The sequence below is a fragment of the Streptomyces sp. ADMS genome (assembly GCF_033441795.1).
In the GTDB taxonomy this organism is placed as follows: Bacteria; Actinomycetota; Actinomycetes; order Streptomycetales; family Streptomycetaceae; genus Streptomyces.
In genome coordinates this window covers 1-26192 of record NZ_JAVFVX010000105.1, presented here as the reverse complement: position 1 = coordinate 26192, position 26192 = coordinate 1, and the positions used below count along the sequence as shown (strand labels likewise).

The following is a 26192-nucleotide window of genomic DNA, read 5'->3' as shown; positions in this document are numbered from 1 at the left end:
CTCCCCCCAGGCCTTAAGGCCTGGGGGGAGAAGCCGAGAGTGGGGAACCCCCATCGCGGCGGAGCCGCATGCAGCCGCATATGGGCACAGTCCCGCGCCCCTTCGGGGGCGCGGGACTACCGCACCTGACTTCGCGGACCTGTTTGGAAAAAGCGGAAGGCGCCCTGCCGACGGTCCCCCCACGGGCCGGCGTACAGGGCGCCTTCCCATGTCCCGGTGCGGATTCCCCCCACGGGATCCGGCCGGGCGTTTCGGAGGACAGCGCCTGAATTCGCTATCACTGGTGTGCGGGCCGCCGAAGCAGCCGTTGTTGTGCTGACCGCCGTAGCGGTTGTTGAGCAGAACGAGCAAAACTCGTCGTACTCCTGCTGTGTGCGATCTGCCGGGACGCGCACGCTGGGGTGGGCCGCTCAAGCTTCCCGGTGTGCGTGTCCCGGCAACGCATCTCCGAGGACGTCCCCCAAGACATCCCCAGACGCCAGCCGACGCCCCCCAAGACGCTGGTCTGACATCGCCAACTTAGACCTTCGAACCCCTTCGATGGTTACGTTCGCAGCACTGTGATCCGCGTCTCTCGCACATGTCCGTCAGATACGTCAGATCCCGGTTGTCGCGACCGGGGCCCAAGCGTAAGGAAGATGCGGGAGCCTTGTGAAGAGCTTATGTGAGGCTCGCGTCGGACTCCATAGGGACTATGACACCTACTTGCGCGTACTGCGGGTAACTTCGGGCGGACCCGGGCCGATCTCAGCGGAACGTGCGCAGTCGGAGGCTGTTCGTCACCACGAACACCGAGGAGAAGGCCATCGCCGCCCCCGCGATCATCGGATTCAGCAGTCCGGCGGCGGCCAGCGGCAGCGCGGCCACGTTGTAGCCGAAGGCCCAGACGAGATTGCCCTTGATGGTCGCGAGCGTCCTCCGGGACAGCCGGATGGCGTCGGCGGCCACCCGCAGATCCCCGCGCACCAGCGTCAGGTCGCTCGCCTCGATCGCCGCGTCCGTGCCCGTACCCATCGCCAGGCCCAGATCGGCGGTGGCCAGTGCCGCCGCGTCGTTCACCCCGTCGCCCACCATCGCGACGGTCCGCCCCTCGTCCTGCAGCCGTCGTACGGCGTCCACCTTCTCCTCGGGCAGGACCTCCGCGATCACCTGGTCGATCCCGACGGCCTCCGCCACCGCCTGGGCCACCGCCCGGTTGTCCCCGGTCAGCAGCACCGGTGTGAGGCCCAGGGCGCGCAACTCGCGCACGGCCTCGGCGCTGGTCTCCTTGACCGCGTCGGCGACGGTGAGGACACCGCGCGCCCGGCCGTCCCAGGCGACGACGACGGCCGTACGTCCGCCGCTCTCGGCCTCCGCCTTCGCATGGGCCAACTCCTGCGGCAACGGCCCCGACAGTCCGTCCACGAGCCGTCCCACGGTCACCTCGTGGCCGTCGACGCGGCCGCGTACGCCCCGTCCGGGCACGTTCTCGAAGGACTCGGCCTCCGGCAGCGTCCCGACGCGCTCCGCCGCCCCCGCGGCCACCGCCCGGGCGACCGGGTGCTCGGAGGCGTGCTCGACGGCGCCCGCGAGCCGCAGCACCTGCTTCTCGTCGGCGCCCTCGGCGACGTACACCTCCTGGAGGGTCATACGGCCCGTGGTCACCGTGCCCGTCTTGTCCAGCACGATCGTGTCGACGCGGCGCGTGGACTCCAGGACCTCGGGACCCTTGATGAGGATGCCGAGCTGCGCCCCGCGCCCGGTGCCGACCATCAGTGCCGTCGGGGTGGCCAGGCCCAGCGCACAGGGGCAGGCGATGATCAGGACGGCGACGGCGGCGCTGAAGGCGGCCACGGTGTCACCCGTGACACCGAGCCAGACACCGAACGTACCGAGTGCGATCACCAGCACCACCGGGACGAAGATCCCGGAGATCCGGTCGGCGAGCCGCTGCACCTCGGCCTTGCCGTTCTGCGCGTCCTCCACCAGCCGGGCCATCCGCGCGAGCTGGGTGTCCGCGCCGACCCGGGTGGCCTCGACGACCAGCCGGCCCCCGGCGTTCACGGTCGCGCCCGTCACGGCGTCCCCGGCACCCACGTCGACGGGCACGGACTCGCCGGTCAGCATCGACGCGTCGACCGCCGAGACACCCTCGACGACCGTACCGTCGGTGGCGATCTTCTCCCCGGGCCGCACCACGAACCGGTCACCGATCGCCAGCTCGCCCACGGGAATCCGCACTTCACGCCCGTCGCGCAGCACCGAGACGTCCTTCGCGCCCAGTTCCATGAGCGCCCGCAGGGCCGCGCCGGAGCGGCGCTTGGCGCGGGCCTCCAGATAGCGGCCGAGCAGGATGAACGCGATGACTCCGGCGCCGACTTCGAGGTAGATCTCCGAGGTGCCGCCGGTGCGCGAGGCGGTGAACGAGAAGCTCTCCCGTATCCCCATCCCGTCCATCCCCGGCATCACGGGCCTGCCCGCGTCGCCCCAGAACAGCGCCCACAGGGACCAGCCGTACGCGGCGAGCGTGCCGACCGACACCAGGGTGTCCATGGTGGCCGCGCCGTGCCGCGCGTTGGTGAACGCGGCCCGGTGGAACGGCAGTCCGCCCCAGACGACGACCGGCGAGGCGAGCGTCAGCGCGAGCCACCGCCAGTTGTCGAACTGAAGCGCCGGAATCATGGACATCAGGACGACGGGCGCGGCGAGCAGCACGGAGACGACGAGCCGCTGCCGCAGACCGGTCAGTTCGGGGTCCCCGTCCCGCTCTGCCGCGCCCGTCTCGTCGACGACGACCGGCGGGGGCGGCTCCTCGGCCGCGTACCCCGTCTTCACGACGGTGGCGATCAGGTCGTCGACGCCCACTCCGTCCGCGTACGCGATCCTCGCCTTCTCCGTCGCGTAGTTGACCGTGGCGAAAACGCCGTCCATGCGGTTGAGCTTCTTCTCGACGCGGGCCGCGCAGCTGGCACACGTCATCCCGCCGATGGCCAGCTCGACCTCGTGGGGCGTGGCTGTCGGCGTCTCGGTGCTGGTACTGGTCATGGTCGCCGCGTCCGTCCGGTCAGACCCGGCCGGCGAGCTCGAAGCCCGCTTCGTCGACCGCGGCGCGGACGGCGGCCTCGTCGAGCGGGGCCTCGGACACCACGGTGACCTCGCCGGTGGCGGCGACGGCCTTCACGGAGGTGACACCGGCGAGCTCGGAGATCTCGGCCGAGACCGAGCCCTCGCAGTGCCCGCAGCTCATGCCGGTCACCTGGTAGACGGTGGTGACGGAACCCTGGGTATCGGTCTGGGCGGTCATGTCGTTGCTCCTCTTCGAGGCGTCGTGGAGGGCGTCATCGTGGCGTACGTGCCCTGTGAGTCTCACTCTACTATACCCCTGGGGGGTACTTGATTCATGACAGTGGCAAGATCTCCGGTGTAGTGGACGGCGACTGTGAAGGCGAGGGGCCCATGCGTGCGGTGGTGTTCGAGCGGTACGGGGAGCCGGCCGAGGTGCGTGAGGTGCCGGACTCGGTGCCCGCGCCGCACGGGGTCGTGGTGCGGGTCGAGGCCACCGGGCTGTGCCGGAGCGACTGGCACGGCTGGTCGGGCCACGACCCCGACATCGCGCTGCCGCACGTGCCCGGCCACGAGCTCGCCGGTGTCGTCGCGGCGGTCGGCGCCGGGGTGAGCGGCTGGCGGGCCGGGGACCGGGTCACGGTGCCCTTCGTCTGCGCCTGCGGGAGCTGCCCCTCCTGCGCGGCCGGTGACCAGCAGGTGTGCGAGCGGCAGACCCAGCCGGGGTTCACGCACTGGGGTTCGTTCGCGGAGTTCGTGGCGCTGGACCACGCCGAGGTGAACCTCGTCGCCGTGCCGGACGGGATGTCCTTCGACACGGCGGCCTCGCTGGGCTGCCGGTTCGCGACGGCGTACCGGGCGGTGGTCCAGCAGGGGCGGGTGGCGGCGGGGGAGTGGGTCGCCGTGCACGGGTGCGGCGGTGTCGGACTGTCCGCCGTGATGATCGCCGCCGCCGCCGGTGCCCGGGTCGTCGCGGTCGACGTGTCCCCCGGAGCACTGGAACTGGCGCGGAGGTTCGGCGCGGCGGAGTGCGTGAACGCGGCGACGACCGACGACACGGCAGCGGCCGTACGTGAACTGACCGGCGGCGGTGCCCGGTTGTCGCTGGACGCGCTCGGCTCGCCGGTCACCTGCGCGGCCTCGGTGAACGGCCTGCGGCGCCGTGGCCGCCATGTCCAGGTCGGCCTGCTGCCGTCGTCCACCGGCTCGACACCCGTACCGATGGCCCGCGCGGTCGCCCTGGAACTCGAACTCCTCGGCAGCCACGGCATGGCCGCCCACACCTACCCGCCGATGCTGGAGCTGGTACGGGCCGGTGTGCTGCGGCCGGACCTGCTGGTCACGTCCACCATCACGCTGGACGAGACGCCCGCCGCACTCGCCGCGATGGACACGGCGCCGGGTGCGGGGGTGACCGTCATCGAGCCGTGGCGCTGACGAGGCCCGCCCACTCGTGGTCGAGGACCGCCATCAGTACCTCGTCGGCCCACTCGCCGTGCCGCAACTGGACCTCCCGGCGCACCCCCTCCACCACGAAGCCGACCTTCTCGTACACGCGCAGGGCCCGGTGGTTGTGGGCGTAGGCCTGCGACTCGATGCGGTGCAGACCGAGTTGCTCGAAGCCGTACGCCACGATGAGCCGCGTCGCCTCGGTGCCGAGGCCGCGTCCACGGCCCCTCGGCCCCGGCGGTGTGCGGAAGGTGCAGCTGCGGGCGGCCGGATTCCACTCGTACAGCACGACCTCGCCCACGACTTCGCCGGAGGCGCGGTCGGTGACGGCGAGGTCGAGGCGGTCGGTCCGGGCGGACCGGGAGCCGTACCAGGAACGCAGGCTCTCCGGGGTGATCACGGTGTCCGGCTCGAAGGTGAAGCGGATGACCTCGGGGTCCTCGACGATCCCGGCGATCACCTCGGCGTCGGCCTCGGTGAACGGCCGCAGTACGGTCCTGCCGCCGGTGAGGACGGGTTTGACGGAGAAATCCACGGCGTTCGAACGACTCGTACGACGAACTGTGCCCCACTCGTGGGTGGGGCACAGGTGGATATCCCCTCAGTCGTCTCTTCGGCCGCGGTTGCCCGGCCGGGACGCGACCCACGCCCGTACCGTGTCCGCGTACCAGTAGGGTTTTCCGCTCTCCACGTGGTCGGGCGTGGGCAGCAGACCGTGTTTGCGGTACGAGCGCACGGTGTCCGGCTGGACGCGGATGTGTGCGGCGATCTCTTTGTACGACCAGAGCCGTCGGTCGGTCATCGGTGCACCTCCCTGCGCGCGCGTCACGGGGTCGGCCAGGGTCGGCCGTCGGGGGAGCCGGACGCTGCGCTGGCGATCACAAAGCCTTTGCCCGTTGAACGACTTCTGGTGACCCTGGGTCGATGCCCGTTGACGTGGCGTGACACATAATCCGCGTACACGCGACATGTGTGACAGGAGAGGAGTACTTGTGACACAAGTGAAGCAAAGGCGTCCGCCCGCGGACCGGAGTGTCAAGTTGACCTGCGAGGGCGCACGCCGCTAGGCGGCGCCCCCGAAGGGGCGCGGGGAACTGCGCGAAGCCCCCGCTGACCCGCAGACCGATGAACGCCGGTCCTGCGGAGCGTCACGCTCCGCAGGACCGGAGGAACGCCCGCGTCCGCTGCGCGATCGGCAGCGGCTTGTCCGGCTCGCACGGGTACATGTCCTGCTCGACGATCGCGAACAGGTCCACGTCCAGCTTCTGGGCGGCGGCCAGGACCGGCCCCAGCTCCGGTACGCCGGCCGGGGGTTCGCACATGACGCCGCGGGCGACCGCCGGGCCGAACGGGACCTCGTTCGCCCGTACGTCCGCGAGGATCTCCGGGTCGACCTGCTTGAGGTGCAGGTAGCCGATCCGCTCGCCGTAGGTCTCGATCAGCTTGACGCTGTCGCCGCCGCAGTAGGCGTAGTGGCCGGTGTCCAGGCACAGCGAGACGAGCGACGAGTCCGTGCCGTCGAGGAAGCGTGTGACGTTCGCCTCGCTGTCGATGTGCGTGTCGGCGTGCGGGTGGACGACGATCTGCAGGCCGTACCGCTCCCGCACCTCGTGGCCGAGACGCTCGGTCAGCGTGGTCAGGTTGCGCCACTGCTCGGGCGTCAGCGTGTCCGGCTCCAGCACCTCACCGGTCTTGTCGTCCCGCCAGAAGGACGGGATGACCACCAGGTGGGACGCGCCCATGGCCTGGGCGAGCACCGCGTTGTCCGCGACGTGCGCCCAGGTCTTCTCCCAGACGGACTCGCCGTGGTGCAGCCCGGTGAAGACCGTGCCGGCGGACACCTTCAGGCCGCGCCTGGCCGTCTCCTCGGTGAGGACGGCGGGGTCGGTCGGCAGGTACCCGTACGGGCCCAGCTCGATCCACTCGTAGCCGGACTGTGAGACCTCGTCGAGGAAGCGCTGCCAGGGAACCTGCTGCGGGTCGTCCGGGAACCACACGCCCCAGGAGTCGGGCGCCGAGCCGATCCGGATGCGTGACAGCGGGGGACCTGGCCGGGAGGAAGAGGAGGAAGGGGACACCGTAGTCATGGGCGTCAGCTTCAGCTGACGCCGGGACACGTGTCAAGGTCTGGTCCGAATGTCCGGACAAACTATTGACAGGGCTCCGGGCGGCGGGCTAGACCTGAGGGCGAGCCGCTGTGCGAGTCGCCGGGCGAGCCGCGTGAGCCGAAGAAGAGCGAAGGGAACTCGATGGCGTACGACCTGATCACCATGGGGCGGATCGGAGTGGACCTGTATCCACTGCAGACCGGTGTGCCGCTCGCCCAGGTGACGTCCTTCGGAAAGTTCCTCGGGGGGTCGGCGACGAACGTCGCGGTCGCCGCGTCCCGCCTCGGGCGGAGCACCGCGGTGATCACCCGGACCGGTGACGACGCCTTCGGGCTCTACCTGCACGAGGCCCTGCGCGACTTCGGCGTCGACGACCGCTGGGTCACGTCGGTCCCCGGCCTCAACACCCCGGTCACGTTCTGCGAGGTCTTCCCGCCGGACGACTTCCCGCTGTACTTCTACCGGCAGCCCAAGGCGCCGGACCTCGAGATCGACGCCCATGAGGTGGACCTGGACGCGGTCCGCGAAACGAAGATCTTCTGGGTGACAGGCACCGGCCTGAGCGAGGAGCCCAGCCGCACGGCGACCCTGTCCGCCCTCGCCCACCGCGCGAAGTCCGGTACGACGGTCTTCGACCTCGACTGGCGCCCCATGTTCTGGACGGACCCGGAGTCGGCGCGCCCCTTCTACACCGAGGCGCTGCGCCACAGCACGGTCGCCGTAGGCAACCTGGACGAGGTGGAGGTGGCGACCGGCGTACGGGAGCCGCACGCCGCAGCCCGCGCCCTCCTCGACGCCGGAGTCGAACTGGCGGTCGTCAAGCAGGGCCCGAAGGGTGTTCTCGCCGTCAACAGCAAGGGCGAGACGGCCGAGGTGCCCCCGCTCCCGGTGAACGTCCTCAACGGCCTCGGTGCCGGCGACGCCTTCGGCGGCTCCCTCTGTCACGGCCTCCTCGAAGGCTGGGACCTGGAGCGCATCATGCGCCACGCCAACGCGGCCGGCGCGATCGTCGCCTCCCGCCTGGAGTGCTCGTCGGCGATGCCCACCCCGACCGAGGTCGAGGCGGCACTCGCGGCGGGAGCGGTTCTGTGAGCGCCGACGCCCAGGGTGGGAGGGGTTCGGTGACTGAGCCGACAAGTGGTCTGGTGGCTGGGCCGTCGGCCGGCGGAATGGGTGAGCCGGTGAGTGGTTCCGTGGCTGGGCCGTCGACTGGTGGGGTGGCTGACCGGGCGGGTGGTTCGGTGGCCGGGCCGTCGGCCGGCGGGATGGGTGAGCCGGTGAGTGGTTCGGTGGCTGGGCCGTCGGCCGGTCGAGCGGCTGAGCCAGGGAGCCGCCCGGCCAGTGATCCGTTGAGCCCCGTCGACATCTCCGCCCTTGCCGCCACCCGCGCCCGCCACCCCGAGGCCATCGCGGAGGCCGCCGCCCGGCGGACCCGGCGGCCCCTCCTCGGGGACTCCGGGCGGCTGATGATCGTCGCCGCCGACCATCCGGCCCGCGGCGCCCTCGGGGTCGGCAACCGCAAGCTGGCCATGGCCAACCGCGCCGACCTGCTCGAACGTCTGTGCCTTGCCCTGTCCCGTCCCGGTGTCGACGGTGTCCTCGCGACCGCCGACATCCTGGACGACCTGCTCCTCCTCGGCGCCCTCGACGGCAAGGTCGTCATGGGGTCGATGAACCGCGGCGGCCTCTCCGGCGCCAGCTTCGAACTCGACGACCGCTTCACCGGCCACCGCCCCGAGGACATGGCACGCCTCGGTTTCGACGCCGGCAAGCTGCTCGTGCGCATCGACTACGACGACCCGGGCTCCCTCACCACCCTGGAGTCCACGGCCCACGCGATAGACGCGATGGCGGAGCGCCGACTCCCGCTCTTCGTCGAGCCGTTCATCAGCAGGCGCGGGCCCGACGGCAAGCTCCGCAACGACCTCTCCGCCGAGGCCGTCACCAAGTCCATCGCCATCGCGTCGGGCCTGGGCGGCAGTTCGGCGTACACCTGGCTGAAAATTCCCGTCACCGAGAACCCGGACGACATGGCCGAGGTCATGCAGACCTCCACCCTGCCCGCCGTGCTGCTCGGCGGCGAGGTCGGGGACGACCAGGAGGGTGCGTACGAGAAGTGGCGCGGTGCGCTCCAGCTCCCCACCGTCCAGGGCCTGGTGGTCGGCCGCTCGCTGATGTACCCGGCGGACGGCGAGGTGGCCGCCGCCGTGGACACCGCCGTCGGACTGCTGTGAGGCGCGCGATGACCAGCGACAGCGACATCGGCAACGACCTGTACGTCGAACGCGGTACGTCCGCGAACGAGCGGTACGTCGTCGACATCGACCCCAAGAGGGCCGGCTGGACCCACAGCAGCCTGCGCATCGTGGAGTTGGCCCCCGGTGGCACGCACACCTTCACCAGCGGCGACAGCGAGTGGATCGTGCTCCCGCTGAGTGGCGGTTGTACGGTGCGAGTAGAGGACGACACGACGCACGACGAGTTCCAACTCCTGGGCAGGGAAAGCGTGTTCGCGTCGGTCACCGACTTCGCGTACGTACCCCGGGACGCCCGGGCAATGATCGCCTCCGGCGCGGGAGGCCGCTTCGCCCTGGCAGGAGCGAAGTGCGGGCGACGACTCCCCGCTCGCTACGGCCCCGCGCCGGAGGTTCCCCTCGAAGAACGCGGCACCGGCAACCGCACGCGGCACGTCCGCAACTTCGCCTCCGCCGACGCCTTCGACTGCGACAAGCTGATCGCCGTCGAGGTCATCACCCCCGGCGGCAACTGGTCCTCGTACCCGCCGCACAAGCACGACGAGCAACGGCCGGGCGTGGAAGCGGAGTTGGAGGAGATCTACTACTTCGAGATCGACGGCCCGAACGGTTTCGGCTATCAGCGCGTATCCCCTTCCCGTGAGGGCGGATCCGACGTCCTCGCGGAGGTCCGCTCCGGCGACGCCGTCCTCGTACCCGACGGATGGCACGGCCCGTCCATCGCCCAGCCCGGCCACGACATGTACTACCTCAACGTCATGGCGGGCCCGGGCGAGACGCGGGAGTGGCGGATCTGCTTCCACCCGGACCATACGGAGGGATACCGATGACGGTGCAGACCTCAACGACGAGGCTCACGGTCGCGCAGGCGCTCGTACGCTTCCTGGCCGCCCAGTACACCGAGCGCGACGGCGTCCGCCACCGCCTCATCGAGGCCACCTGGGGCATCTTCGGCCACGGGAACGTCGCCGGCCTCGGCCAGGCGCTCGTCGAGTGCGCGGGCGACATGCCGTTCCACCAGGGCCGCAACGAACAGTCCATGGTGCACGCGGCAGTAGGCTTCGCCCGTCAGTCCAACCGCCTCTCCACGCACGCCGTGACGACGTCGATCGGCCCGGGCGCGACCAACCTGGTCACCGGCGCCGCGCTCGCCACGATCAACCACCTCCCGGTCCTGCTCCTCCCCGGCGACACCTTCGCGACCCGCCCGGCGGACCCGGTCCTCCAGCAGCTCGAAGTCCCGTACGCGGGCGATGTGTCGGTCAACGACTGCCTGCGCCCGGTGTCCAGGTACTTCGACCGTGTCACGCGCCCCGAGGCGCTGATCCCGGCCGCGCTGCAGGCGATGCGGGTGCTGACGGACCCCGTCGAGACGGGCGCCGTAACTCTCGCGCTCCCGCAGGACGTTCAGGCCGAGGCGTACGACTGGCCGGACGAGTTCTTCGCCGACCGCGTGTGGCACGTACGCCGCCCGGCCGCCGACCCCGACGAACTGACGGCAGCGGTACGGGCGATCCGCGCCGCCCGCCGCCCCCTGATCGTCGCGGGCGGCGGAGTCCACCACAGCCGCGCGGAGGACGTGCTGGCGGAGTTCGCCGCGGCGACCCGCATCCCCGTCGCGTCCACCCAGGCCGGCAAGGGCTCGCTCCACCACGACCACCCCCAGGACGTCGGCGGCATCGGACACACCGGCACGGCGACGGCGGACGAACTCGCCCGCACAGCCGACCTGGTGATAGGCGTCGGCACCCGCTACACGGACTTCACCACGGCCTCGGGCACCCTGTTCGCAGCGCCGGACGTCCGCTTCCTGAACCTCAACATCGCCCCGTACGACGGCCACAAGCTCTCGGCCGCCCCGCTGATCGCGGACGCCCGCAGCGGCCTGCGGCAGCTGACGGAGGCGCTCGCGCCGTACGAGCACCGGGTCGCGGAGGCGTACGCCGCCGAGTACACCGAGGACAAGCAGCGCTGGGAAATGCGCGTCGACGCCGCCTACGAGGCCGACGAGCCGGATGTCCGCCCGACGCAACCGCAGGTACTGGGCGCGCTGGACGAGATCGCCGACGAGTCGGACGTCATCATCAACGCGGCCGGCTCGCTCCCCGGCGACCTGCACAAACTCTGGCGCGCGCGGTCGCGGGACCAGTACCACCTCGAATACGGCTACTCCTGCATGGGGTACGAGATCCCGGCCGCGATCGGTGTGAAGCTGGCGGCGCCCGAGCGTCCCGTATGGGCGCTGGTGGGCGACGGCACGTACCTGATGATGCCGACGGAGATCGTGACGGCCGTACAGGAGGGGATCGCGATCAAGATCCTCCTGATCCAGAACCACGGCTACGCGTCCATCGGCGGTCTGTCGGAGTCGGTGGGCGGCGAGCGCTTCGGCACCGCCTACCGCTACCAGGCGGACGACGGTACCTACACGGGCGCTCCGCTGCCCGTGGACCTGGCCGCCAACGTGGCGAGCCTGGGCATGCGCGTCCTGCGCGCGAAGACGGTACGGGAGCTGCGGGCGGCGCTCGCCGAGGCCCGTGCCGCCGACACTCCCACTTGTGTCTACGTCGAGACCCAAACGGCAGACACAGTGTCGGGCGCGCCTCCGGCGCAGGCCTGGTGGGATGTTCCTGTGGCCGAGACCGCGACCCGCCCGTCGGCGGTCAAGGCACGTGAGCTGTACGAACGGCACGTCTCTACCCGACGCCGCCATCTGTGAAGGAGAACCTGGGCATGACGAAGATCGTCAACCACTGGATCGGCGGCAAGACCGTCGAGGGCGCGTCGGGCACGTACGGGCCGGTCACCGACCCCGCGACCGGCGCGGTCACCACGAACGTCGCCTTCGCGACCGTCGACGAGGTCGACGCGGCGGTAGCGGCGGCCAAGGACGCGTACGCGACCTGGGGCAAGTCCTCGCTCGCGAAGAGGAGCACCATTCTCTTCAAGTTCCGCGCGCTGCTGGACGCCAACCGCGACGCGATCGCCGAGCTGATCACCGCCGAGCACGGCAAGGTGCACAGCGACGCGCTCGGCGAGGTCGCGCGCGGCCTGGAGATCGTCGAACTCGCGTGCGGTATCACCGTGCAGCTGAAGGGTGAGCTGTCGACGGAGGTGGCGAGCCGTGTCGACGTCTCGTCGATCCGTCAGCCGCTGGGTGTCGTCGCCGGCATCACGCCGTTCAACTTCCCGGCCATGGTGCCGATGTGGATGTTCCCGATGGCCATCGCGTGCGGCAACACCTTCGTGCTGAAGCCGTCCGAGAAGGACCCGTCGGCGGCCATGAAGCTCGCCGAACTGCTGTCCGAGGCCGGCCTGCCCGACGGCGTCTTCAACGTCGTCCACGGCGACAAGGTGGCGGTCGACCGTCTCCTCGACCACCCGGACGTCAAGGCGGTCTCGTTCGTGGGCTCGACCCCGATCGCCCGCTACATCCACACCACGGCCTCGGCGAACGGCAAGCGCGTCCAGGCCCTGGGCGGCGCCAAGAACCACATGCTGGTCCTGCCGGACGCGGACCTGGACGCGGCGGCGGATGCCGCGGTGTCGGCGGCCTACGGCTCGGCGGGCGAGCGCTGCATGGCGATCTCGGCCGTGGTCGCGGTCGGCGCGATCGGCGACGAGCTGGTCGAGAAGATCCGCGAGCGGGCAGAGAAGATCAAGATCGGCCCCGGCAACGACCCCACCTCCGAGATGGGCCCCCTCATCACCAAGGTCCACCGCGACAAGGTGGCCTCGTACGTCACGGGCGCGGCGGCCGAGGGCTCGGAGGTCGTCCTCGACGGCAGCGGCTACACGGTCGACGGCTTCGAGGACGGCCACTGGATCGGCATCTCACTCCTCGACAAGGTGCCCACCTCCGCGAAGGCCTACCAGGACGAGATCTTCGGCCCGGTGCTGTGCGTGCTCCGCGTGGACACGTACGACGAGGGCGTGGCGCTGATCAACAGCTCCCCCTTCGGCAACGGCACGGCGATCTTCACCCGGGACGGCGGCGCCGCCCGCCGCTTCCAGCTGGAGATCGAGGCCGGCATGGTCGGCGTCAACGTCCCGATCCCCGTCCCGGTGGGTTACCACTCGTTCGGCGGCTGGAAGGACTCCCTCTTCGGGGACCACCACATCTACGGCAACGACGGCACCCACTTCTACACCCGCGGCAAGGTCGTCACGACCCGCTGGCCCGACCCGGCGGACGCCCCCACGGGCGTGGACCTGGGCTTCCCGCGCAACCACTGAGTACCCCCTGTACATGCCCGCTGACCTGGACTTCCCTGGTCAGCGGGCATTGTTCGGTCCGCGCAGTTCCGCATGATCCCGAACCGGGTCGCGAGCCCGCCGCCTCTGTGATGTGCGTCATGCTCGGGATGTCCCGGGTCGGGCGTGCGCGATCATGATCGGAATGGACGCTCATTTCCTTGGCATCGGCGAGCTGGCCGAAGCCCCGCCCGTGGCGGTCGTGGTCGACGTCATGCGTGCTTTCACCGTGGCCGCCTGGGCCTTCGCCCAAGGGGCGGAAAAGATCGTCCTCGCCGAGTCGCCGGCCGACGCTCTGGCGCTGAAGGCCGGCCACCCGGACTGGCTGGCACTCAAGGACGGTCCGCCCGCACCCGGGTTCGACATGGTCAACTCGCCCGGCATGCTGCGGTCTGTCGACCTCGGCGGACGGACCGTTGTGCAGAAGACCACGGCAGGGACGGTCGGCGCCCTCGCGGTCAGGGAGGCGTCGCTGGTGCTGTGCGCCGGCTTCGTGGTGGCGGAGGCAACGGCTCGGCTCCTGCGGACACGCGAGAGTGGCAGTGTCACGTTCGTGGTCACCGGCGAAGACGGACGGGCCGAAGAAGATCTGGCGTGCGCTCAGTACATCGCCCGAAGAGCCACCGGCGCTGAGACGGATCCTGCCGGGTTCCTCCGCCGGGCTGCCGAGTCGCGCGCCGCCACCGAGCTGGCGGAGGGAGTGCGTCAAGGAGTCCATCCCGATGACGTCGCACTCTGCCTTGAGCTCGACCGGTTCCCCTTTGCCATGACGGCGAGCCCGGAAGGCTCACTCATGGTCCTGCGCCCGTGCGCCGTACCCTCGCTGACCGGCGACGCTCCGATCTGATCGCTGGTGAGGTTCTGCCGTCACCATGCGGGAGTAGGCGACAAGTCGGGTTCGCGGCATCAACCGCACAGCCGACGACGGTGGTTCGGGGTTGGCGGCAGGCGGCTGACCCCAGTGGTCTCAGGGGTGGCTTCGCGGGCGTGAGGCGGCCTTCGCCGGCCTGAGCTGCGGGTTTGTGCCGACATGGCTCTCGTATGACCCTGCGGGGGAGAACGGGCGAGGTCAGGTGCCGAGGTGCTCGCAGCCGGCAAGTCATCTCCGAGGGGCCGGCGGGTCCCGGTGTACGGAGTGCGGCGCCGGTCGCGTCGCCCCGTCGCCATGGCCGCGGGGCGAAGTGCTGTCAGAGGGCTGGTGCGGGTGCGGGCGTGAGGTTTGCCCCTCGTCAACCGGCCTCGAAAATCACTGGCGTTCGGGGGCAACCTTTCCGGTGTACCGCGACCACTGATGAGTCGAAAGCCCCGCACACGGGAGCTTCACACACCGCACGTGTTCCACCACCACGTAAGGACTCATCCGTGGCTTCCCCTTCCCATCGCCGCTCCCTCCGCACACGCCGCGCCGTTCTGGTCTCCACCGCGGCCGTGGCCGCCGCGGGTCTCGGCGCCGCCGTGTTCGCCATGACGGCGAACGCGGGTCCCGTCGACCTGGCTCACCAGGTGCTGCCCGCGAAGGACGGCTGGGCGGCCTCCGGCACCGGCACGACCGGTGGCGCGCAGGCCGACTCCGCGCACGTCTTCACCGTCAGCACCCGCGCGCAGCTGGTGAAGGCGCTGGGCAGCGCGACCAACTCGGCGGCGAAGATCATCCAGATCAAGGGCACCATCGACGCCAACACGAACGGCGCGGGCAAGAAGCTGACCTGCGCGGACTACGCGGCCGGTACGGGATACTCGCTCGCCGCCTATCTGAAGGCGTACGACCCGGCCACGTACGGCCGTTCGAAGGTGCCCTCGGGTACGCAGGAGAAGGCGCGGGCCGCCGCCCAGGCCGCGCAGGCGAAGAACATCGTCCTCAAGGTGCCGGCCAACACCACCCTGGTGGGAGTGCCGGGCACCAACGCCGGGATCACCGGCGGCAGTCTCCAGGTGAAGAACGTCGACAACGTCATCATCCGGAACCTGACCTTCAGCGCCACCGAGGACTGCTTCCCGCAGTGGGACCCGACGGACGGCTCCACCGGCAACTGGAACTCCGCGTACGACTCCGTCACCCTGCGCGGGGCGACCCACGTATGGGCCGACCACAACACGTTCACCGACGCGCCGCACCTCGACAGCGCCAACCCGAAGTACTACGGCCGCGAGTACCAGATCCACGACGGCGCCCTCGACATCACCAACGGCTCCGACCTGGTGACAGTCGAACGCAACCAGTTCACCAACCACGACAAGACCATGCTGATCGGCGGCAGCGACACCGACAGCGTCGGCAAACTGCGGGTGTCCATCCACCACAACGTGTGGAAGGGCATCGTCCAGCGCGCCCCGCTGGCCCGGATCGGCCAGATCCACATCTACAACAACTACTTCGACACGACGACCCTCAACGGCTACGCACCCCTCTACACGATCAACTCCCGGGCCAAGGCGCAGGTCGTCGCCGAGCACAACGCCTGGAAGCTCCCCTCCGGCGGCAGGACCGCGAAGCTGCTGAGCGGCGACGGCACCGGCTCGGTCGCGGGTACCGGCAACCTCGTCAACGGCACGGCGACGGATCTCGTGGGCGCGTACAACGCCGCGAACTCCAAGAAGCTGAAGACGACGGTCAACTGGAAGCCGGTCCTGACGACGGGCCTCCAGACGACGGCGAAGAACCTGGCGACGGAACTGGCGAGGACCACGGGGGCCGGGGTCCTTTCCTAGGGAGACGGGGGCCCGGGCCTGAGGGTGGCGCTGCTGGTCACTGCGGGCCCGGTCGCCTCACTGACATGACCACGACGGATTTCCGCGCCCGGAGGGCCGTCCGGCGGATCATGCCGGAGACACGGGGCCGATGAGGCACCGCTGCTTTCCTCCGGCCTTGTCCGCCGGACAGGCCCTACCCGAACTCCCAGCTCACCACCGCACAAGCCCCGTCGTCCTTCCCGCCGGCGCTCCGATACGTGGCAAGGGCGACGTCGTTGTCGGTGTCGACCAGCACCCACATGCCGTAGCAGCCGCGTTCGCGGCCGAGGTCGGCCAGCCGCCGGACCAGCGCTCGCCCGATCCCCCTGCGCCGGTACGCCTCGGCCACCCCCAGCTCGTACAGCAGCATCTCTGCGCCCTTGTCGGGGTGGACGGTCTCGACGCCGCTCACAAAGCCGACGGGGGAGTCCTCGCCGGGCTCGTGGGCCAGGTACAGGTGATGGCCGGCGGACGTCAGGAAGCGTTCCGTCCACTCCGTACGGACCGGGTGGTCGAAGAGGTGCTCGGCGGCAGCCACCTCGGCGACCGTCATGGCGCGGCGAATCTCCACAGACCGAACCTCCACAGACCGAATCTTCACGGGCCGAACCTCCACAGACCGAATCCCCACGGGCCCGTTCGTACCACGGCTGGTGTACGCCGGACCCGTGCCGTACGCCTGCAGGATGGCGGAGGTTCCGACCGGTGGCTGCCCCGGATGTCAGTGGAGGCCCGTACCGTTGACGCATGGATCTTCGAATGCCCGGACTGCGAGGAGCGCGGCCCCGGCGGCCACGACGGCTGATCGCCGTCGTGGCCGCCGTCGTCCTGCTCGCCGGTGCCGGTACGTGGACGGCCGTCGCCTCGGACGACGCGCCCGCGGTGCAGCGCGCCGACCGGGTCATCGACATGGGCGGCGGGGTGCGCATCGACACCTCGTACTTCACCGCGGGCCCGGACTCCGACCGCCGCCCCGCAGTTCTCCTCGGACACGGCTTCGGCGGCAGCAAGGACGACGTACGGTCCCAGGCACAGGACCTCGCCCGCGACGGATACGCGGTGCTGACCTGGTCCGCACGGGGCTTCGGCAGAAGCACCGGCAAGATCGGGCTGAACGACCCCAAGGCCGAGGTCGCCGACGTCTCCCGGCTGATCGACTGGCTGGCGAAGCGCCCCGAGGTCCAGCTCGACAAGAGCGGCGACCCGCGTGTCGGCATGGCCGGCGGTTCCTACGGCGGCGCGATCTCCCTCCTCGCCGCCGGGTACGACCAGCGGGTCGACGCCATCGCACCCGCGATCACCTACTGGAACCTCGCGGACGCCCTGTTCCCGGGCGGCGTCTTCAAGAAGCAGTGGGCCGGCATCTTCATCAACACCGGCGGCGGCTGCGAGCAGTTCGAGGCCGCGCTGTGTGAGATGTACGACAGGGTCGCCGAGGCCGGCAAGCCGGACGCCGAGGCCGCCACCCTCCTCACCGACCGGTCGCCCTCCGCCGTCGGCGACCGCATCAAGGTGCCCACCCTGCTGATCCAGGGCCAGACCGACTCCCTCTTCCCGCTCGGTCAGGCCGACGCCGCCGCGAAGGCGATCCGTGCCAACGGCGCCCCCGTGGGCGTCGACTGGATCGCGGGCGGCCACGACGGCGGCGACATGGAGGCCGACCGCGTCCAGTCCCGGGTCACCTCCTGGTTCGACCGGTATCTGAAGGACGACAAGGGCACCGACACCGGCCCCGCCTTCCGCGTCACCCGCACCGGCGGTGTCGACTCCACCGACGGGGCGGCGACCCTGCGCGGCGCCACCTCGGACACCTACCCGGGGCTGGAGAACGGGCAGCGCGCCCTCGCCCTCACCGGACGCGAGCAGACGTTCGACAACCCGGCCGGCGCCAGCCCGCCCGCCGTCTCCTCCCTGCCCGGCCTCGGCGCGGCGGGCGGCCTGTCCCAGCTCTCCTCTCTCGGAGTCGGCGTCTCACTCGACTTCCCGGGGCAGAACGCGCGCTTCGAATCGGCGCCGGTCGCCGACGACGTACGGATCACCGGTTCCCCCACGGTCACCGTCCACATCAAGTCGACCAGCGAGGACGCCGTCCTCTTCGCCAAGGTGTACGACGTCTCGGCGAACGGCACGCAGCAGGTCCTGCCCGCCCAGCTCGTCACCCCCCTCAGGGCCGAGGGCGCCAAGGAGGGCAAGGACGTCACGATCACCCTCCCGGCCATCGACCACGAGGTCGAACAGGGCCACCGCCTCCGCCTGGTCCTCGCCTCCACGGACCTCGGCTACGCGTCCCCGGCCGCCCCGGCCACCTACACCGTCTCCGTCAAGAGCGACCTGAAGATCCCCACCGCCTCCGGCGTCACCGCGGCCTCGGCCGCGCTGCCCGCCTGGGTGTGGTGGCTGCCCCTCGCGGGCGCCGCGATCGCCCTGGCCCTGCTCCTGTCCGGACGCCGGCGTACGGCGGCACCGTCCGCCCCGGACCCCGAGCTGGCCGGAGTCCCGCTCCAGATCACAGACCTGAGCAAGCGGTACGCGAAGTCGTCGGACCAGTACGCCGTACGGGACCTGTCGTTCCGCGTCGAGAAGGGCCAGGTCCTCGGACTCCTCGGCCCCAACGGCGCAGGCAAGACCACCACCCTGCGCATGCTGATGGGCCTCATCAAGCCCGACGGCGGCGAGATCCGCGTCTTCGGGCACGCCATCCGCCCCGGCGCCCCCGTCCTCTCCCGCGTCGGCGCCTTCGTCGAGGGCGCCGGCTTCCTCCCGCACCTCTCCGGCCGCGAGAACCTGGAGCTGTACTGGCAGGCGACGGGCCGCCCGGCCACGGACGCCCACATGGCGGAGGCCCTGGAGATCGCGGGCCTCGGCGACGCACTCGCGCGCGCTGTCCGCACGTACTCCCAGGGCATGCGCCAGCGCCTCGCCATCGCCCAGGCCATGCTCGGCATGCCCGACCTCCTCATCCTCGACGAACCGACCAACGGTCTCGACCCGCCCCAGATCCGCGAGATGCGCGAGGTGATGATCCGGTACGCGGAGGCCGGCCGCACGGTGATCGTCTCCAGCCACCTGCTGGCGGAGGTCGAGCAGACCTGCACGCACCTCGTCGTCATGGACCGCGGCAAGCTGGTCCAGGCGGGCCCGGTCAGCGAGATCATCGGCTCCGGCGACACCCTGCTCGTCGGCACCACCACCCCCGTGGAGGAGCCGGTCGTCGAGAAGGTGGCCGCCCTGCCGGGCATCGTCTCCGCCGTACGCACCGACGACGGCCTCCTGGTCCGTCTCGCCCCCGAGGACGGCAGCGCCCAGCGCCTCGTCGTCGAACTCGTCCGCCTCGAAGTGCCCGTGGAGTCGGTGGGCCCCCACCGCCGCCTTGAAGACGCCTTCCTCACCCTGATCGGAGGTTCCGCATGAGTACGCTCGTGGAGCGGGCCGAGACCGCCGACGGGTACCGCGCCCGGCGGACACTGCCCCTGCGCGTCGAGCTGGTCCGCCAGCTCAAGCGCCGCCGTACGCTCGTCATGGGCGGCATCCTCGCCGCGCTGCCGTTCATCCTCGTCGTCGCGTTCGCGATCGGCGGCGAGCCCGGCCGCCCCGGCGGCCGGGTCACCCTGATGGACACGGCCACCGCGTCCGGCGCCAACTTCGTCGCCGTCAACCTCTTCGTCTCCGCGGGCTTCCTGCTCGTCATCCCCGTCGCCCTGTTCTGCGGGGACACGGTCGCGTCGGAGGCCGGCTGGTCCTCCCTGCGCTATCTGCTCGCCGCCCCCGTGCCGCGCGCCCGCCTCCTCTGGTCCAAGCTCGCCGTCGCCCTCGGTATGAGCCTGGCCGCGATGGTGCTGCTGCCGGTCGTGGCCATCGCGGTCGGCACAGCGGCCTACGGCTGGGGTCCACTGGAGATCCCCACCGGCGGTTCGCTCGCCGCGGGCACGGCCGCCCAGCGCCTGGTGGTGGTCGTGGGATACCTCTTCGTGTCCCAACTGGTCACCGCGGGACTGGCGTTCTGGCTGTCGACGAAGACGGACGCCCCCCTGGGAGCGGTCGGTGGCGCCGTCGGCCTGACCATCGTCGGCAACGTCCTGGACGCCGTGACGGCCCTCGGCGACTGGCGCGACTTCCTGCCGGCGCACTGGCAGTTCGCCTGGGCCGACGCCATCCAGCCCCGCCCGGAGTGGGGCGGCATGATCCAGGGGACGGCGGTTTCCGTAACGTACGCCCTGGTCCTGTTCGCCCTGGCCTTCCGGGGGTTCGCCCGCAAGGACATCGTCTCCTAGGTCAACGGAGGATCACCCACCGGTCTCGACGGCCACCTCCCGTGGCCACTTCGAGATCCATCCGCAACACCCCGTACCGCACATTCCGGCCCCCTCCGCCGTCACAGTCACAGGAGTTGACGTCGGCCGACGTCAACAGACGGAGGGGGCACGGCAGATGGAGCAGAACCGGACACGCCGAATACGGCGCCTGCAAGGCGCGCTGATCGCACTGACGGCCGCGAGCGGGCTGCTGCTCACCGGATGCGGCGGGGCGAGCGACGGCAGCAGCAGCGACAGCGGCCAGGACTACGGACAGAGCGGCAAACAGGACTCCGGGGGCGGCTCGGGCTATGCGCCCGCCCTGCCCGATGGCTCCGGCGAGCAGCAGGACGGCGACCAGAGCGGACGCGAAGGCAGCATGGAAGGGGACACGGAAGGCGACTTCGCCCCGTCCCCCGACTACCTCTCCACCTTCGCCCTCGACGTCGACACCGCCTCGTACGGCTATGCGCGCCGCACCCTCGCCGACGGCAACCGCCCCGACCCGTCGACGGTCCGGCCGGAGGAGTTCGTCAACAGCTTCCGCCAGGACTACGAACGCCCCGACGGCAACGGCTTCTCGGTCACCGTCGACGGCGCCCGCACCGAGCGCGAGGACTGGTCACTGGTCCGCGTGGGCCTCGCCACCCGCACCGCCGAGCAGGAGGGCGAGCGCCCACCGGTCGCACTCACGTTCGTCATCGACATCTCCGGCTCCATGGCCGAGCCCGGCCGTCTCGACCTCGCCAAGGACTCCCTCGGCGTGATGACGGACCGGCTGCGGGACGACGACTCGGTCGCGATCGTCACCTTCAGCGACGAGGCCGAGACGGTCTTGCCGATGACCCGCCTCGACGACCACCGCGACCGCGTCCACAACGCGATCGACGAACTGGAACCGACCGAGTCGACCAACCTCGGCGCGGGCGTCCGCACCGGGTACGCCACCGCCGTGGAGGGCCTGCGCGAGGGCGCCACCAACCGGGTCGTGCTGGTCTCGGACGCGCTCGCCAACACCGGCGACACCGACGCCGGCTCGATCCTCGACCGCATCTCCGACGCCCGCCGCGAACACGGCATCACCCTCTTCGGCGTCGGCGTCGGCAGCGACTACGGCGACGCCCTGATGGAACGCCTCGCCGACAAGGGCGACGGCCACACCACCTACGTCTCGAACGAGTCCGACGCCCGCGAGGTGTTCTGCGAGCAGCTCCCGCGCAACATCGACCTCACGGCCCGCGACGCCAAGGCCCAGGTCGCCTTCGACCCGGAGACGGTCGCCGAGTTCCGCCTGATCGGCTACGACAACCGCCGGGTCGCCGACGACGACTTCCGCAACGACCGTGTGGACGGGGGAGAAGTTGGCCCCGGCCACACGGTCACCGCGTTGTACGCCGTCCGCACCAAACCGTCCACCTCGGGCCACCTGGCCACGGCAACGGTCCGCTGGCTCGACCCCGGGACCCGCGAACCCCACGAGGAATCGGGCCAGTTGGAGTCGAGAGCGATGGACGAAGCGCTCTGGGACGCTCCGTCCCGCCTCCAGATCACAGCGGTGGCCGCCTACTTCGCCGATGCCCTGCGCAGGGGCGACGACACCTGGACCACCCTGCCCGCCGCCCCGTCCCTCAACGAACTGGCAGACAGGGCCGACAAGTTGGCGGACACGACAGAGGACAGGGCGGTCCGCCAACTGGCCGAGGCGATAGAGCAGGCGAACCGTTACGAGGACTAGCGGTGCCGGCGAACGAGGGGTGCGAGTAGCGCTCCCTCAGGGGAGCGGGAAACCGCGCGACCGGCCCTCACCGGTCCTCGCCGATCCGCAGGCAACGAACCGCCCATCCTGCGGAGCTTTCAGCACACCGACGGAACAGCCCGCCCAAGCCCCGCCACATGCAACCCGTCCAACCGGTACCCATAGGCGGAGTGTGCCGCGGCAAGCACAAGCCGCGGCTCACACGCCTCCCCCGCCCGCACCCCCTCCGTCTCCTGCAGCGCGTCCAGCAACTCAGTGGTGATCCGATCCAGAATCGGCCGAACCTCCTTGACCAGATCAGGCCGTTCGGTCGGCCGCAGCCCGGGATGCGCGTCCCAGCGCGCGTACAACCCACGCTGCACCACCTTGTTCGCCTCGATCTGGTCCCGGAACACGGCGGCCACCGCCGCCGGATCGAGCCCGAGCCCGACGGCCCGCGCCAAGACGTCGTCCAGGATCTGCTGTTCACGCACCGGATCGTCGATCGGCCTGTCGGTGCCGTACTTGGCGGCGGCGACCTTGTCGGCCACCAGCAGCCGCTCGGCGAACAGGTCGGTCAGCGGAGCCAGGGAGGGAGTGGGGGAGAGGACAACGCTGCCTGTGGGTACCGGAGTTGAGGTGTGAGCCGCAGCGGGTGCCACGCCGGACACGGCCACGACGGCCGACGCGCACACGGTGAGAAGAACGGACCGCACGGGGTTCCCTTCGGTGGGGGGAGGTCAAGCCGGCGCCGGACCGTCGCCCACCGCCACGCAGCAAAATATGCGTTCCGAGCATCTGCTTGTGCGCGACCCATTGAACTTTTGCTACGCACCGGTAATTTGACCTCTGATCAGGAGCGGACCAGTCACCGGGAGCAAGCGTCATGGGTGTACGCAGGGATCTGAAGCAGGCGAAGCGGCGCACCGATCTGGCGGCCCGCCACCGCGTCGAGCTGATCCGCGACGAGAACACCGGCACCGTCCGCGAGGCCCGCGCCGCCACCATCGTGGCGACCCCCACCACGGGCAGCACCGCCGACCTGCCCTACACGAATGCGGCCGAGGCCCCCGACGCGGTGATCCTGCGCCGCCGCTCCGACGACGGCACCTGGCGACCGATCACAGCCGCCTCCTTCGCCGCCGAAGTCACCGCCACCGCCAAGGGGTTGATGGCCGCCGGCCTCGAACCGGGCGGCCGGGTCGCGGTGATGTCCCGTACCCGTTACGAGTGGACGGTCCTGGACTTCGCGATCTGGGCGGCAGGCGGCCAGACCGTCCCCGTCTACGCCACCTCGTCCGCGGCCCAAGTGGACTGGATCATAAGGGACTCGGGGTGCCTTCTGGTCGTCACCGAGACGCCCGACAACACGGCCACCGTCACCACCGGCACGGCCAACCATCCCGAACCCCCGCGCATTCTCACCCTGGACGAGGGTGCGATGACCGAACTCACCACCTTGGGACGGGACGTGCCGGACGAGGAGGTGGCCAAGCGGCGCGCCGCCCTGACCCCCGACACCACGGCCACGATCTGCTACACCTCCGGCACCACCGGACAGCCGAAGGGCTGCGTCCTCACCCACGCGAACCTGCACGCCGAGGCCGCGAACGTCGTCGAGCTGCTGCACCCGATCTTCAAGGAGGTCACCGGCCAGACCGCCTCCACCCTCCTCTTCCTCCCCCTCGCCCACATCATGGGCCGGGCCCTTCAGATCGGCTGTCTGATGGCCCGTATCGAGATCGGCCACTTCCCGAGCATCAAGCCCGACGAACTCCGCCCGATGCTGCGGGAGTTCAGGCCGACCTTCCTGGTCGGCGTCCCGTACCTCTTCGAGCGGATCCACGCAGCCGGCCGCGCCACCGCCGAGAAGATGGGCCGCGCCGCCTCCTTCGACCGCGCCCACCGCATCGGCGTCCGCTTCGCCGAGGCCTACCTCGAGAAGTTCCTCGGCACCGGTGCTGCCAAGGGCCCCGGCCCCGGCCTCTACGCCGCCTGGGCCCTGTACGACCTGCTCGTGTACCGCCGTATCCGCAAGGAACTGGGCGGGCGCATGCGATACGCCATCAGCGGTGGCTCCCCGCTCGACCGCGACCTCAGTCTCTTCTTCTACGCCGCCGGAATCATCGTCTACGAGGGCTACGGCCTGACCGAGACGACCTCCGCCGCCACCCTCGTCCCGCCCCTGGCCCCCCGCCCCGGCACGGTCGGTCTCCCCGTCCCCGGCACCGCCGTCCGGATCGCCGACGACGGTGAGGTCCTTCTCAAGGGTGCGGTCGTCTTCGGCGCCTACTGGAACAACCCGGCGGCGACGGACGCGGTGCTGAGCGACGGCTGGTTCGCGACCGGCGACATCGGCGCCCTCGACGACGACGGCTACCTCACCATCACCGGCCGCAAGAAGGACATCCTGGTCACCTCCGGCGGCAAGAACGTCGCCCCGGCCGTCCTGGAGGACCGGCTGCGCAGCCGTGCGCCGATCGGCCAGTGCATGGTCGTCGGCGACAACCGCCCCTTCGTCGCCGCCCTGATCGCCCTCGCCCCCGACTCCGTCGCCCACTGGCTCGCCGTACGGGGCATGCCCGCCGACACCCCCATGGCCGAGGTGATCCGCGACCCCCGGATGCGCGCCGACGTCCAGCGGGCCGTGGACCACGCCAACGCGGCGGTCTCCCGGGCCGAGTCGATCCGCGCCTTCACCCTGGTCGAGGGCGAGTTCACCGAGGACAACGGGCAGCTCACCCCGTCCCTCAAGATCAAGCGCCACGCGGTACGGGAGGCGTACGCGGCCGAGATCGAGGCGCTGTACAGCAAGTGAGGCCGGGAGGTCCGGCCGGAACAGCCGAACGGCGGGTCACCGGAGAACCGGTGACCCGCCGCCGCAACCGAGCGGGGAGACTCAGTTGTTGCCGGCGCCGTTGCCGGACAGGATCGGGATGTCGCTGAGGATGTGCGACAGCGGCTCGTCACCCTTGGCCTGCGTCGAGTTCTCGACACACTGCTGGTTCTGCGGGGCCGACAGGATCGGGATGTCCTGCAGGGCGATCGGCACGACGCCGACGACGGAACCGACGTTGAGCTTGGCCGGGAGGCCCACACACGGCTTGTTCAGCGAACCCTGGACCAGTGAGAGCTGCGGGCTCATGTCACCGAACGTGGCCGAGTTGCCGAACGACTGCTCGGCGCCGTTGCCGCTGACGGAAGTGGTGCCACCGTCATTGGCGATCGCCAGGGCCTGGGGTGCTGCCGTCGCCGAGATGCCGGCGACGGAGGCGGCGATGGCCGCGGAAGCCCACAGCTTCTTCATGTTCATTCCCTTCGAAAAGCGGACTCCGGTGAGGAGCTGCGTGATCATCAACGGTTCAACCCCGACCAGGGTTGCGGTAATTGCCCCGATTGGCCCAACGATTGAGGTGTACGGGCCGAGATTCACGGGAACGCGAGCCCCGTCCTCCTGCCTGCTCACGGACGCCCCGGCCGCTCCCGCGCACCGGCACGTCCTTCCCGAACCGCGGCGGATCACCGGGCCCGGGATCCGCACCCGCGGTGATCGGCCGGTCCTCGCGCACCTTGGTGAACATGGCCTTCACCTTCACGGCGTCCCGGCGCAGCGTCGAACCGACGCCCTCCGTCGGCGGGTTGAACCCGGCGATCGGCACCGTGGCGAACTCCGTCCGTGTGGCCGACACCTTGCGGGGTGCTGATTCCCGGGCGGTTTGGGTCTGTACGCCGGAATCGTGGCGAGAGAGTCGCGCGGCAGGCCGGTCACGCCGACGCGGTCGCCCCTGGCGGACACCTGGACGAGCATCATCACGTCCGCGCAGTTGCAGGGAACGCCGACCGCGTGGAACTTGCGGCGCTCCTTCTCGGTGATGGTGCTGCGGCCGTCCGTGCCCGGCAGCAGGATGTCGGTGCCCTTGGCGGGGCGGCGCCGCCCCGCGGGTCTCAGGACGGCTGCTGGGGAGTGCCGCAGCCGATCGCGGTCGCCGCGCACAGCAGCGCGACGCCGCACAGGCGGGAAAGACGGGAAAACGGGAACAATGGGTGTCTCGTCGTAACCTGACGCAACGTAGGCCAGCGGGCCGCCGAGAATCCGGCGGCCCGCTGGTGAAGGCTCGAAGAGAGCCGGACGTACGCCCGGCTCAGTTGTCGCCGGTGGTGTTGGTGGTGCCGGTCAGTTGTTGCCGACGCCGTTGCCGGACAGGACCGGGATGTCGCTGAGGATGTGTGACAGCGGCTCGTCACCCTTGGCCTGCGTCGAGTTCTCGACACACTGCTGGTTCTGCGGGGCCGACAGGATCGGGATGTCCTGGACGGCGATCGGCAC

Annotated in this window: 21 protein-coding genes; 12 read left to right on the top strand and 9 right to left on the bottom strand. The window is 70.6% G+C overall.

From position 1 onward, the window contains the following. Positions 1–747: 747 nt before the first annotated feature. Together RB628_RS32210 and RB628_RS32205 are read right to left on the bottom strand one after the other, a co-directional pair. Positions 748–3024 (bottom strand): heavy metal translocating P-type ATPase, encoded by a 2277-nt coding sequence (locus RB628_RS32210; protein WP_318324147.1) that lies wholly within the window; start codon positions 3022–3024, stop codon positions 748–750. 19 nt (positions 3025–3043) lie between these two features. Then, positions 3044–3283: a heavy-metal-associated domain-containing protein gene (locus tag RB628_RS32205; RefSeq protein WP_318324146.1), complete on the bottom strand. Its 240-nt coding sequence runs from the start codon at positions 3281–3283 to the stop codon at positions 3044–3046. A gap of 152 nt (positions 3284–3435) precedes the next feature. Between RB628_RS32205 and RB628_RS32200 the strand changes: the two genes are divergently transcribed. Then, positions 3436–4479, top strand: a complete 1044-nt coding sequence (locus tag RB628_RS32200; RefSeq protein ID WP_318324145.1) for a zinc-dependent alcohol dehydrogenase family protein — start codon at positions 3436–3438, stop codon at positions 4477–4479. Here the strand turns inward: RB628_RS32200 and RB628_RS32195 are convergent. From RB628_RS32195 to RB628_RS32185, 3 genes are all read right to left on the bottom strand, one after another. Continuing rightward, positions 4460–5026 carry a GNAT family protein gene (locus RB628_RS32195; RefSeq protein WP_318324144.1) on the bottom strand — a complete coding sequence of 189 codons (567 nt, stop codon included), beginning with the start codon at positions 5024–5026 and terminating at the stop codon, positions 4460–4462. The two genes, RB628_RS32200 and RB628_RS32195, sit on opposite strands and share 20 nt — an antisense overlap. A 66-nt stretch (positions 5027–5092) precedes the next feature. Continuing rightward, positions 5093–5293 (bottom strand): MarR family transcriptional regulator, encoded by a 201-nt coding sequence (locus RB628_RS32190; RefSeq protein WP_318324143.1) that lies wholly within the window; start codon positions 5291–5293, stop codon positions 5093–5095. 346 nt (positions 5294–5639) lie between these two features. Then, positions 5640–6578, bottom strand: coding sequence for a sugar phosphate isomerase/epimerase (locus RB628_RS32185; protein WP_318324142.1), 939 nt, complete (start codon positions 6576–6578; stop codon positions 5640–5642). A 162-nt stretch (positions 6579–6740) separates the two neighbouring features. Here RB628_RS32185 and iolC point away from each other — a divergent pair, with 162 nt between their 5' ends. The 7 genes from iolC to RB628_RS32150 all read left to right on the top strand — a co-directional run bounded on the left by iolC (position 6741) and on the right by RB628_RS32150 (position 15817). Further along, on the top strand, positions 6741–7691 hold the full coding sequence (gene iolC / locus RB628_RS32180) for a 5-dehydro-2-deoxygluconokinase (RefSeq protein ID WP_318324141.1): 951 nt from the start codon (positions 6741–6743) through the stop codon (positions 7689–7691). Between the two features lie 257 nt (positions 7692–7948). After that, positions 7949–8833: a deoxyribose-phosphate aldolase gene (locus tag RB628_RS32175; protein WP_318324140.1), complete on the top strand. Its 885-nt coding sequence runs from the start codon at positions 7949–7951 to the stop codon at positions 8831–8833. A gap of 8 nt (positions 8834–8841) precedes the next feature. Next, positions 8842–9684 carry a 5-deoxy-glucuronate isomerase gene (iolB, locus tag RB628_RS32170; protein WP_318324139.1) on the top strand — a complete coding sequence of 281 codons (843 nt, stop codon included), beginning with the start codon at positions 8842–8844 and terminating at the stop codon, positions 9682–9684. Continuing rightward, complete coding sequence (iolD, locus tag RB628_RS32165) at positions 9681–11573, top strand: 3D-(3,5/4)-trihydroxycyclohexane-1,2-dione acylhydrolase (decyclizing) (RefSeq protein ID WP_318324138.1); 1893 nt, start codon at positions 9681–9683, stop codon at positions 11571–11573. The genes iolB and iolD overlap by 4 nt, the downstream gene beginning before the upstream one ends. Before the next feature lie 14 nt (positions 11574–11587). Then, positions 11588–13090, top strand: coding sequence for a CoA-acylating methylmalonate-semialdehyde dehydrogenase (gene mmsA, locus RB628_RS32160; protein ID WP_318324137.1), 1503 nt, complete (start codon positions 11588–11590; stop codon positions 13088–13090). A 163-nt stretch (positions 13091–13253) separates the two neighbouring features. Next, positions 13254–13955: a 2-phosphosulfolactate phosphatase gene (locus RB628_RS32155; protein WP_318324136.1), complete on the top strand. Its 702-nt coding sequence runs from the start codon at positions 13254–13256 to the stop codon at positions 13953–13955. Positions 13956–14470: 515 nt separating this feature from the next. Continuing rightward, positions 14471–15817 carry a polysaccharide lyase family 1 protein gene (locus RB628_RS32150; RefSeq protein WP_318324135.1) on the top strand — a complete coding sequence of 449 codons (1347 nt, stop codon included), beginning with the start codon at positions 14471–14473 and terminating at the stop codon, positions 15815–15817. A gap of 175 nt (positions 15818–15992) precedes the next feature. Here RB628_RS32150 and RB628_RS32145 read toward each other — a convergent pair whose 3' ends face one another. After that, a complete protein-coding gene (locus RB628_RS32145) occupies positions 15993–16409 on the bottom strand; it encodes a GNAT family N-acetyltransferase (RefSeq protein WP_318324134.1) in 417 nt (138 codons plus the stop codon). Between the two features lie 176 nt (positions 16410–16585). On the opposite strand from RB628_RS32145, the gene RB628_RS32140 reads away from it, so the two are divergent. The 3 genes from RB628_RS32140 to RB628_RS32130 all read left to right on the top strand — a co-directional run bounded on the left by RB628_RS32140 (position 16586) and on the right by RB628_RS32130 (position 21865). Beyond that, on the top strand, positions 16586–19249 hold the full coding sequence (locus RB628_RS32140; RefSeq protein ID WP_318324133.1) for an alpha/beta fold hydrolase: 2664 nt from the start codon (positions 16586–16588) through the stop codon (positions 19247–19249). Beyond that, the gene (locus RB628_RS32135; RefSeq protein ID WP_318324132.1) at positions 19246–20109 is read left to right on the top strand and encodes an ABC transporter permease; all 864 of its coding nucleotides are present in this window, start codon (positions 19246–19248) and stop codon (positions 20107–20109) included. The genes RB628_RS32140 and RB628_RS32135 overlap by 4 nt, the downstream gene beginning before the upstream one ends. Positions 20110–20266: 157 nt before the next feature. Further along, a complete protein-coding gene (locus RB628_RS32130) occupies positions 20267–21865 on the top strand; it encodes a vWA domain-containing protein (RefSeq protein ID WP_318324131.1) in 1599 nt (532 codons plus the stop codon). A 119-nt stretch (positions 21866–21984) separates the two neighbouring features. Here the strand turns inward: RB628_RS32130 and aroQ are convergent, their stop codons facing one another. Then, on the bottom strand, positions 21985–22581 hold the full coding sequence (gene aroQ, locus RB628_RS32125; protein WP_318324130.1) for a gamma subclass chorismate mutase AroQ: 597 nt from the start codon (positions 22579–22581) through the stop codon (positions 21985–21987). Between the two features lie 170 nt (positions 22582–22751). Between aroQ and RB628_RS32120 the strand changes: the two genes are divergently transcribed. Further along, a complete protein-coding gene (locus RB628_RS32120) occupies positions 22752–24683 on the top strand; it encodes an AMP-dependent synthetase/ligase (protein WP_318324129.1) in 1932 nt (643 codons plus the stop codon). Between the two features lie 81 nt (positions 24684–24764). On the opposite strand, the gene RB628_RS32115 is transcribed toward RB628_RS32120, so the two are convergent. Together RB628_RS32115 and RB628_RS32110 are read right to left on the bottom strand one after the other, a co-directional pair. Then, positions 24765–25172 carry a rodlin gene (locus RB628_RS32115; protein ID WP_318324149.1) on the bottom strand — a complete coding sequence of 136 codons (408 nt, stop codon included), beginning with the start codon at positions 25170–25172 and terminating at the stop codon, positions 24765–24767. A gap of 867 nt (positions 25173–26039) precedes the next feature. Further along, the coding region (locus RB628_RS32110; protein WP_318324148.1) for a rodlin at positions 26040–26192 on the bottom strand (153 nt) is incomplete at its 5' end.

What these genes read in the sequence shown, in the direction of transcription:
- RB628_RS32155 (WP_318324136.1), top strand. Translation starts at nt 13,254, where the DNA reads ATGGACGCTCATTTCCTTGGCATCGGCGAGCTGGCCGAAGCCCCGCCC.
- RB628_RS32190 (WP_318324143.1), bottom strand. Translation starts at nt 5,293, where the DNA reads ATGACCGACCGACGGCTCTGGTCGTACAAAGAGATCGCCGCACACATC.
- RB628_RS32205 (WP_318324146.1), bottom strand. Translation starts at nt 3,283, where the DNA reads ATGACCGCCCAGACCGATACCCAGGGTTCCGTCACCACCGTCTACCAG.
- iolB (WP_318324139.1), top strand. Translation starts at nt 8,842, where the DNA reads ATGACCAGCGACAGCGACATCGGCAACGACCTGTACGTCGAACGCGGT.
- RB628_RS32135 (WP_318324132.1), top strand. Translation starts at nt 19,246, where the DNA reads ATGAGTACGCTCGTGGAGCGGGCCGAGACCGCCGACGGGTACCGCGCC.
- RB628_RS32140 (WP_318324133.1), top strand. Translation starts at nt 16,586, where the DNA reads ATGGATCTTCGAATGCCCGGACTGCGAGGAGCGCGGCCCCGGCGGCCA.
- iolD (WP_318324138.1), top strand. Translation starts at nt 9,681, where the DNA reads ATGACGGTGCAGACCTCAACGACGAGGCTCACGGTCGCGCAGGCGCTC.
- iolC (WP_318324141.1), top strand. Translation starts at nt 6,741, where the DNA reads ATGGCGTACGACCTGATCACCATGGGGCGGATCGGAGTGGACCTGTAT.
- RB628_RS32200 (WP_318324145.1), top strand. Translation starts at nt 3,436, where the DNA reads ATGCGTGCGGTGGTGTTCGAGCGGTACGGGGAGCCGGCCGAGGTGCGT.
- RB628_RS32120 (WP_318324129.1), top strand. Translation starts at nt 22,752, where the DNA reads ATGGGTGTACGCAGGGATCTGAAGCAGGCGAAGCGGCGCACCGATCTG.
- mmsA (WP_318324137.1), top strand. Translation starts at nt 11,588, where the DNA reads ATGACGAAGATCGTCAACCACTGGATCGGCGGCAAGACCGTCGAGGGC.
- RB628_RS32115 (WP_318324149.1), bottom strand. Translation starts at nt 25,172, where the DNA reads ATGAAGAAGCTGTGGGCTTCCGCGGCCATCGCCGCCTCCGTCGCCGGC.
- RB628_RS32185 (WP_318324142.1), bottom strand. Translation starts at nt 6,578, where the DNA reads ATGACTACGGTGTCCCCTTCCTCCTCTTCCTCCCGGCCAGGTCCCCCG.
- RB628_RS32130 (WP_318324131.1), top strand. Translation starts at nt 20,267, where the DNA reads ATGGAGCAGAACCGGACACGCCGAATACGGCGCCTGCAAGGCGCGCTG.
- RB628_RS32210 (WP_318324147.1), bottom strand. Translation starts at nt 3,024, where the DNA reads ATGACCAGTACCAGCACCGAGACGCCGACAGCCACGCCCCACGAGGTC.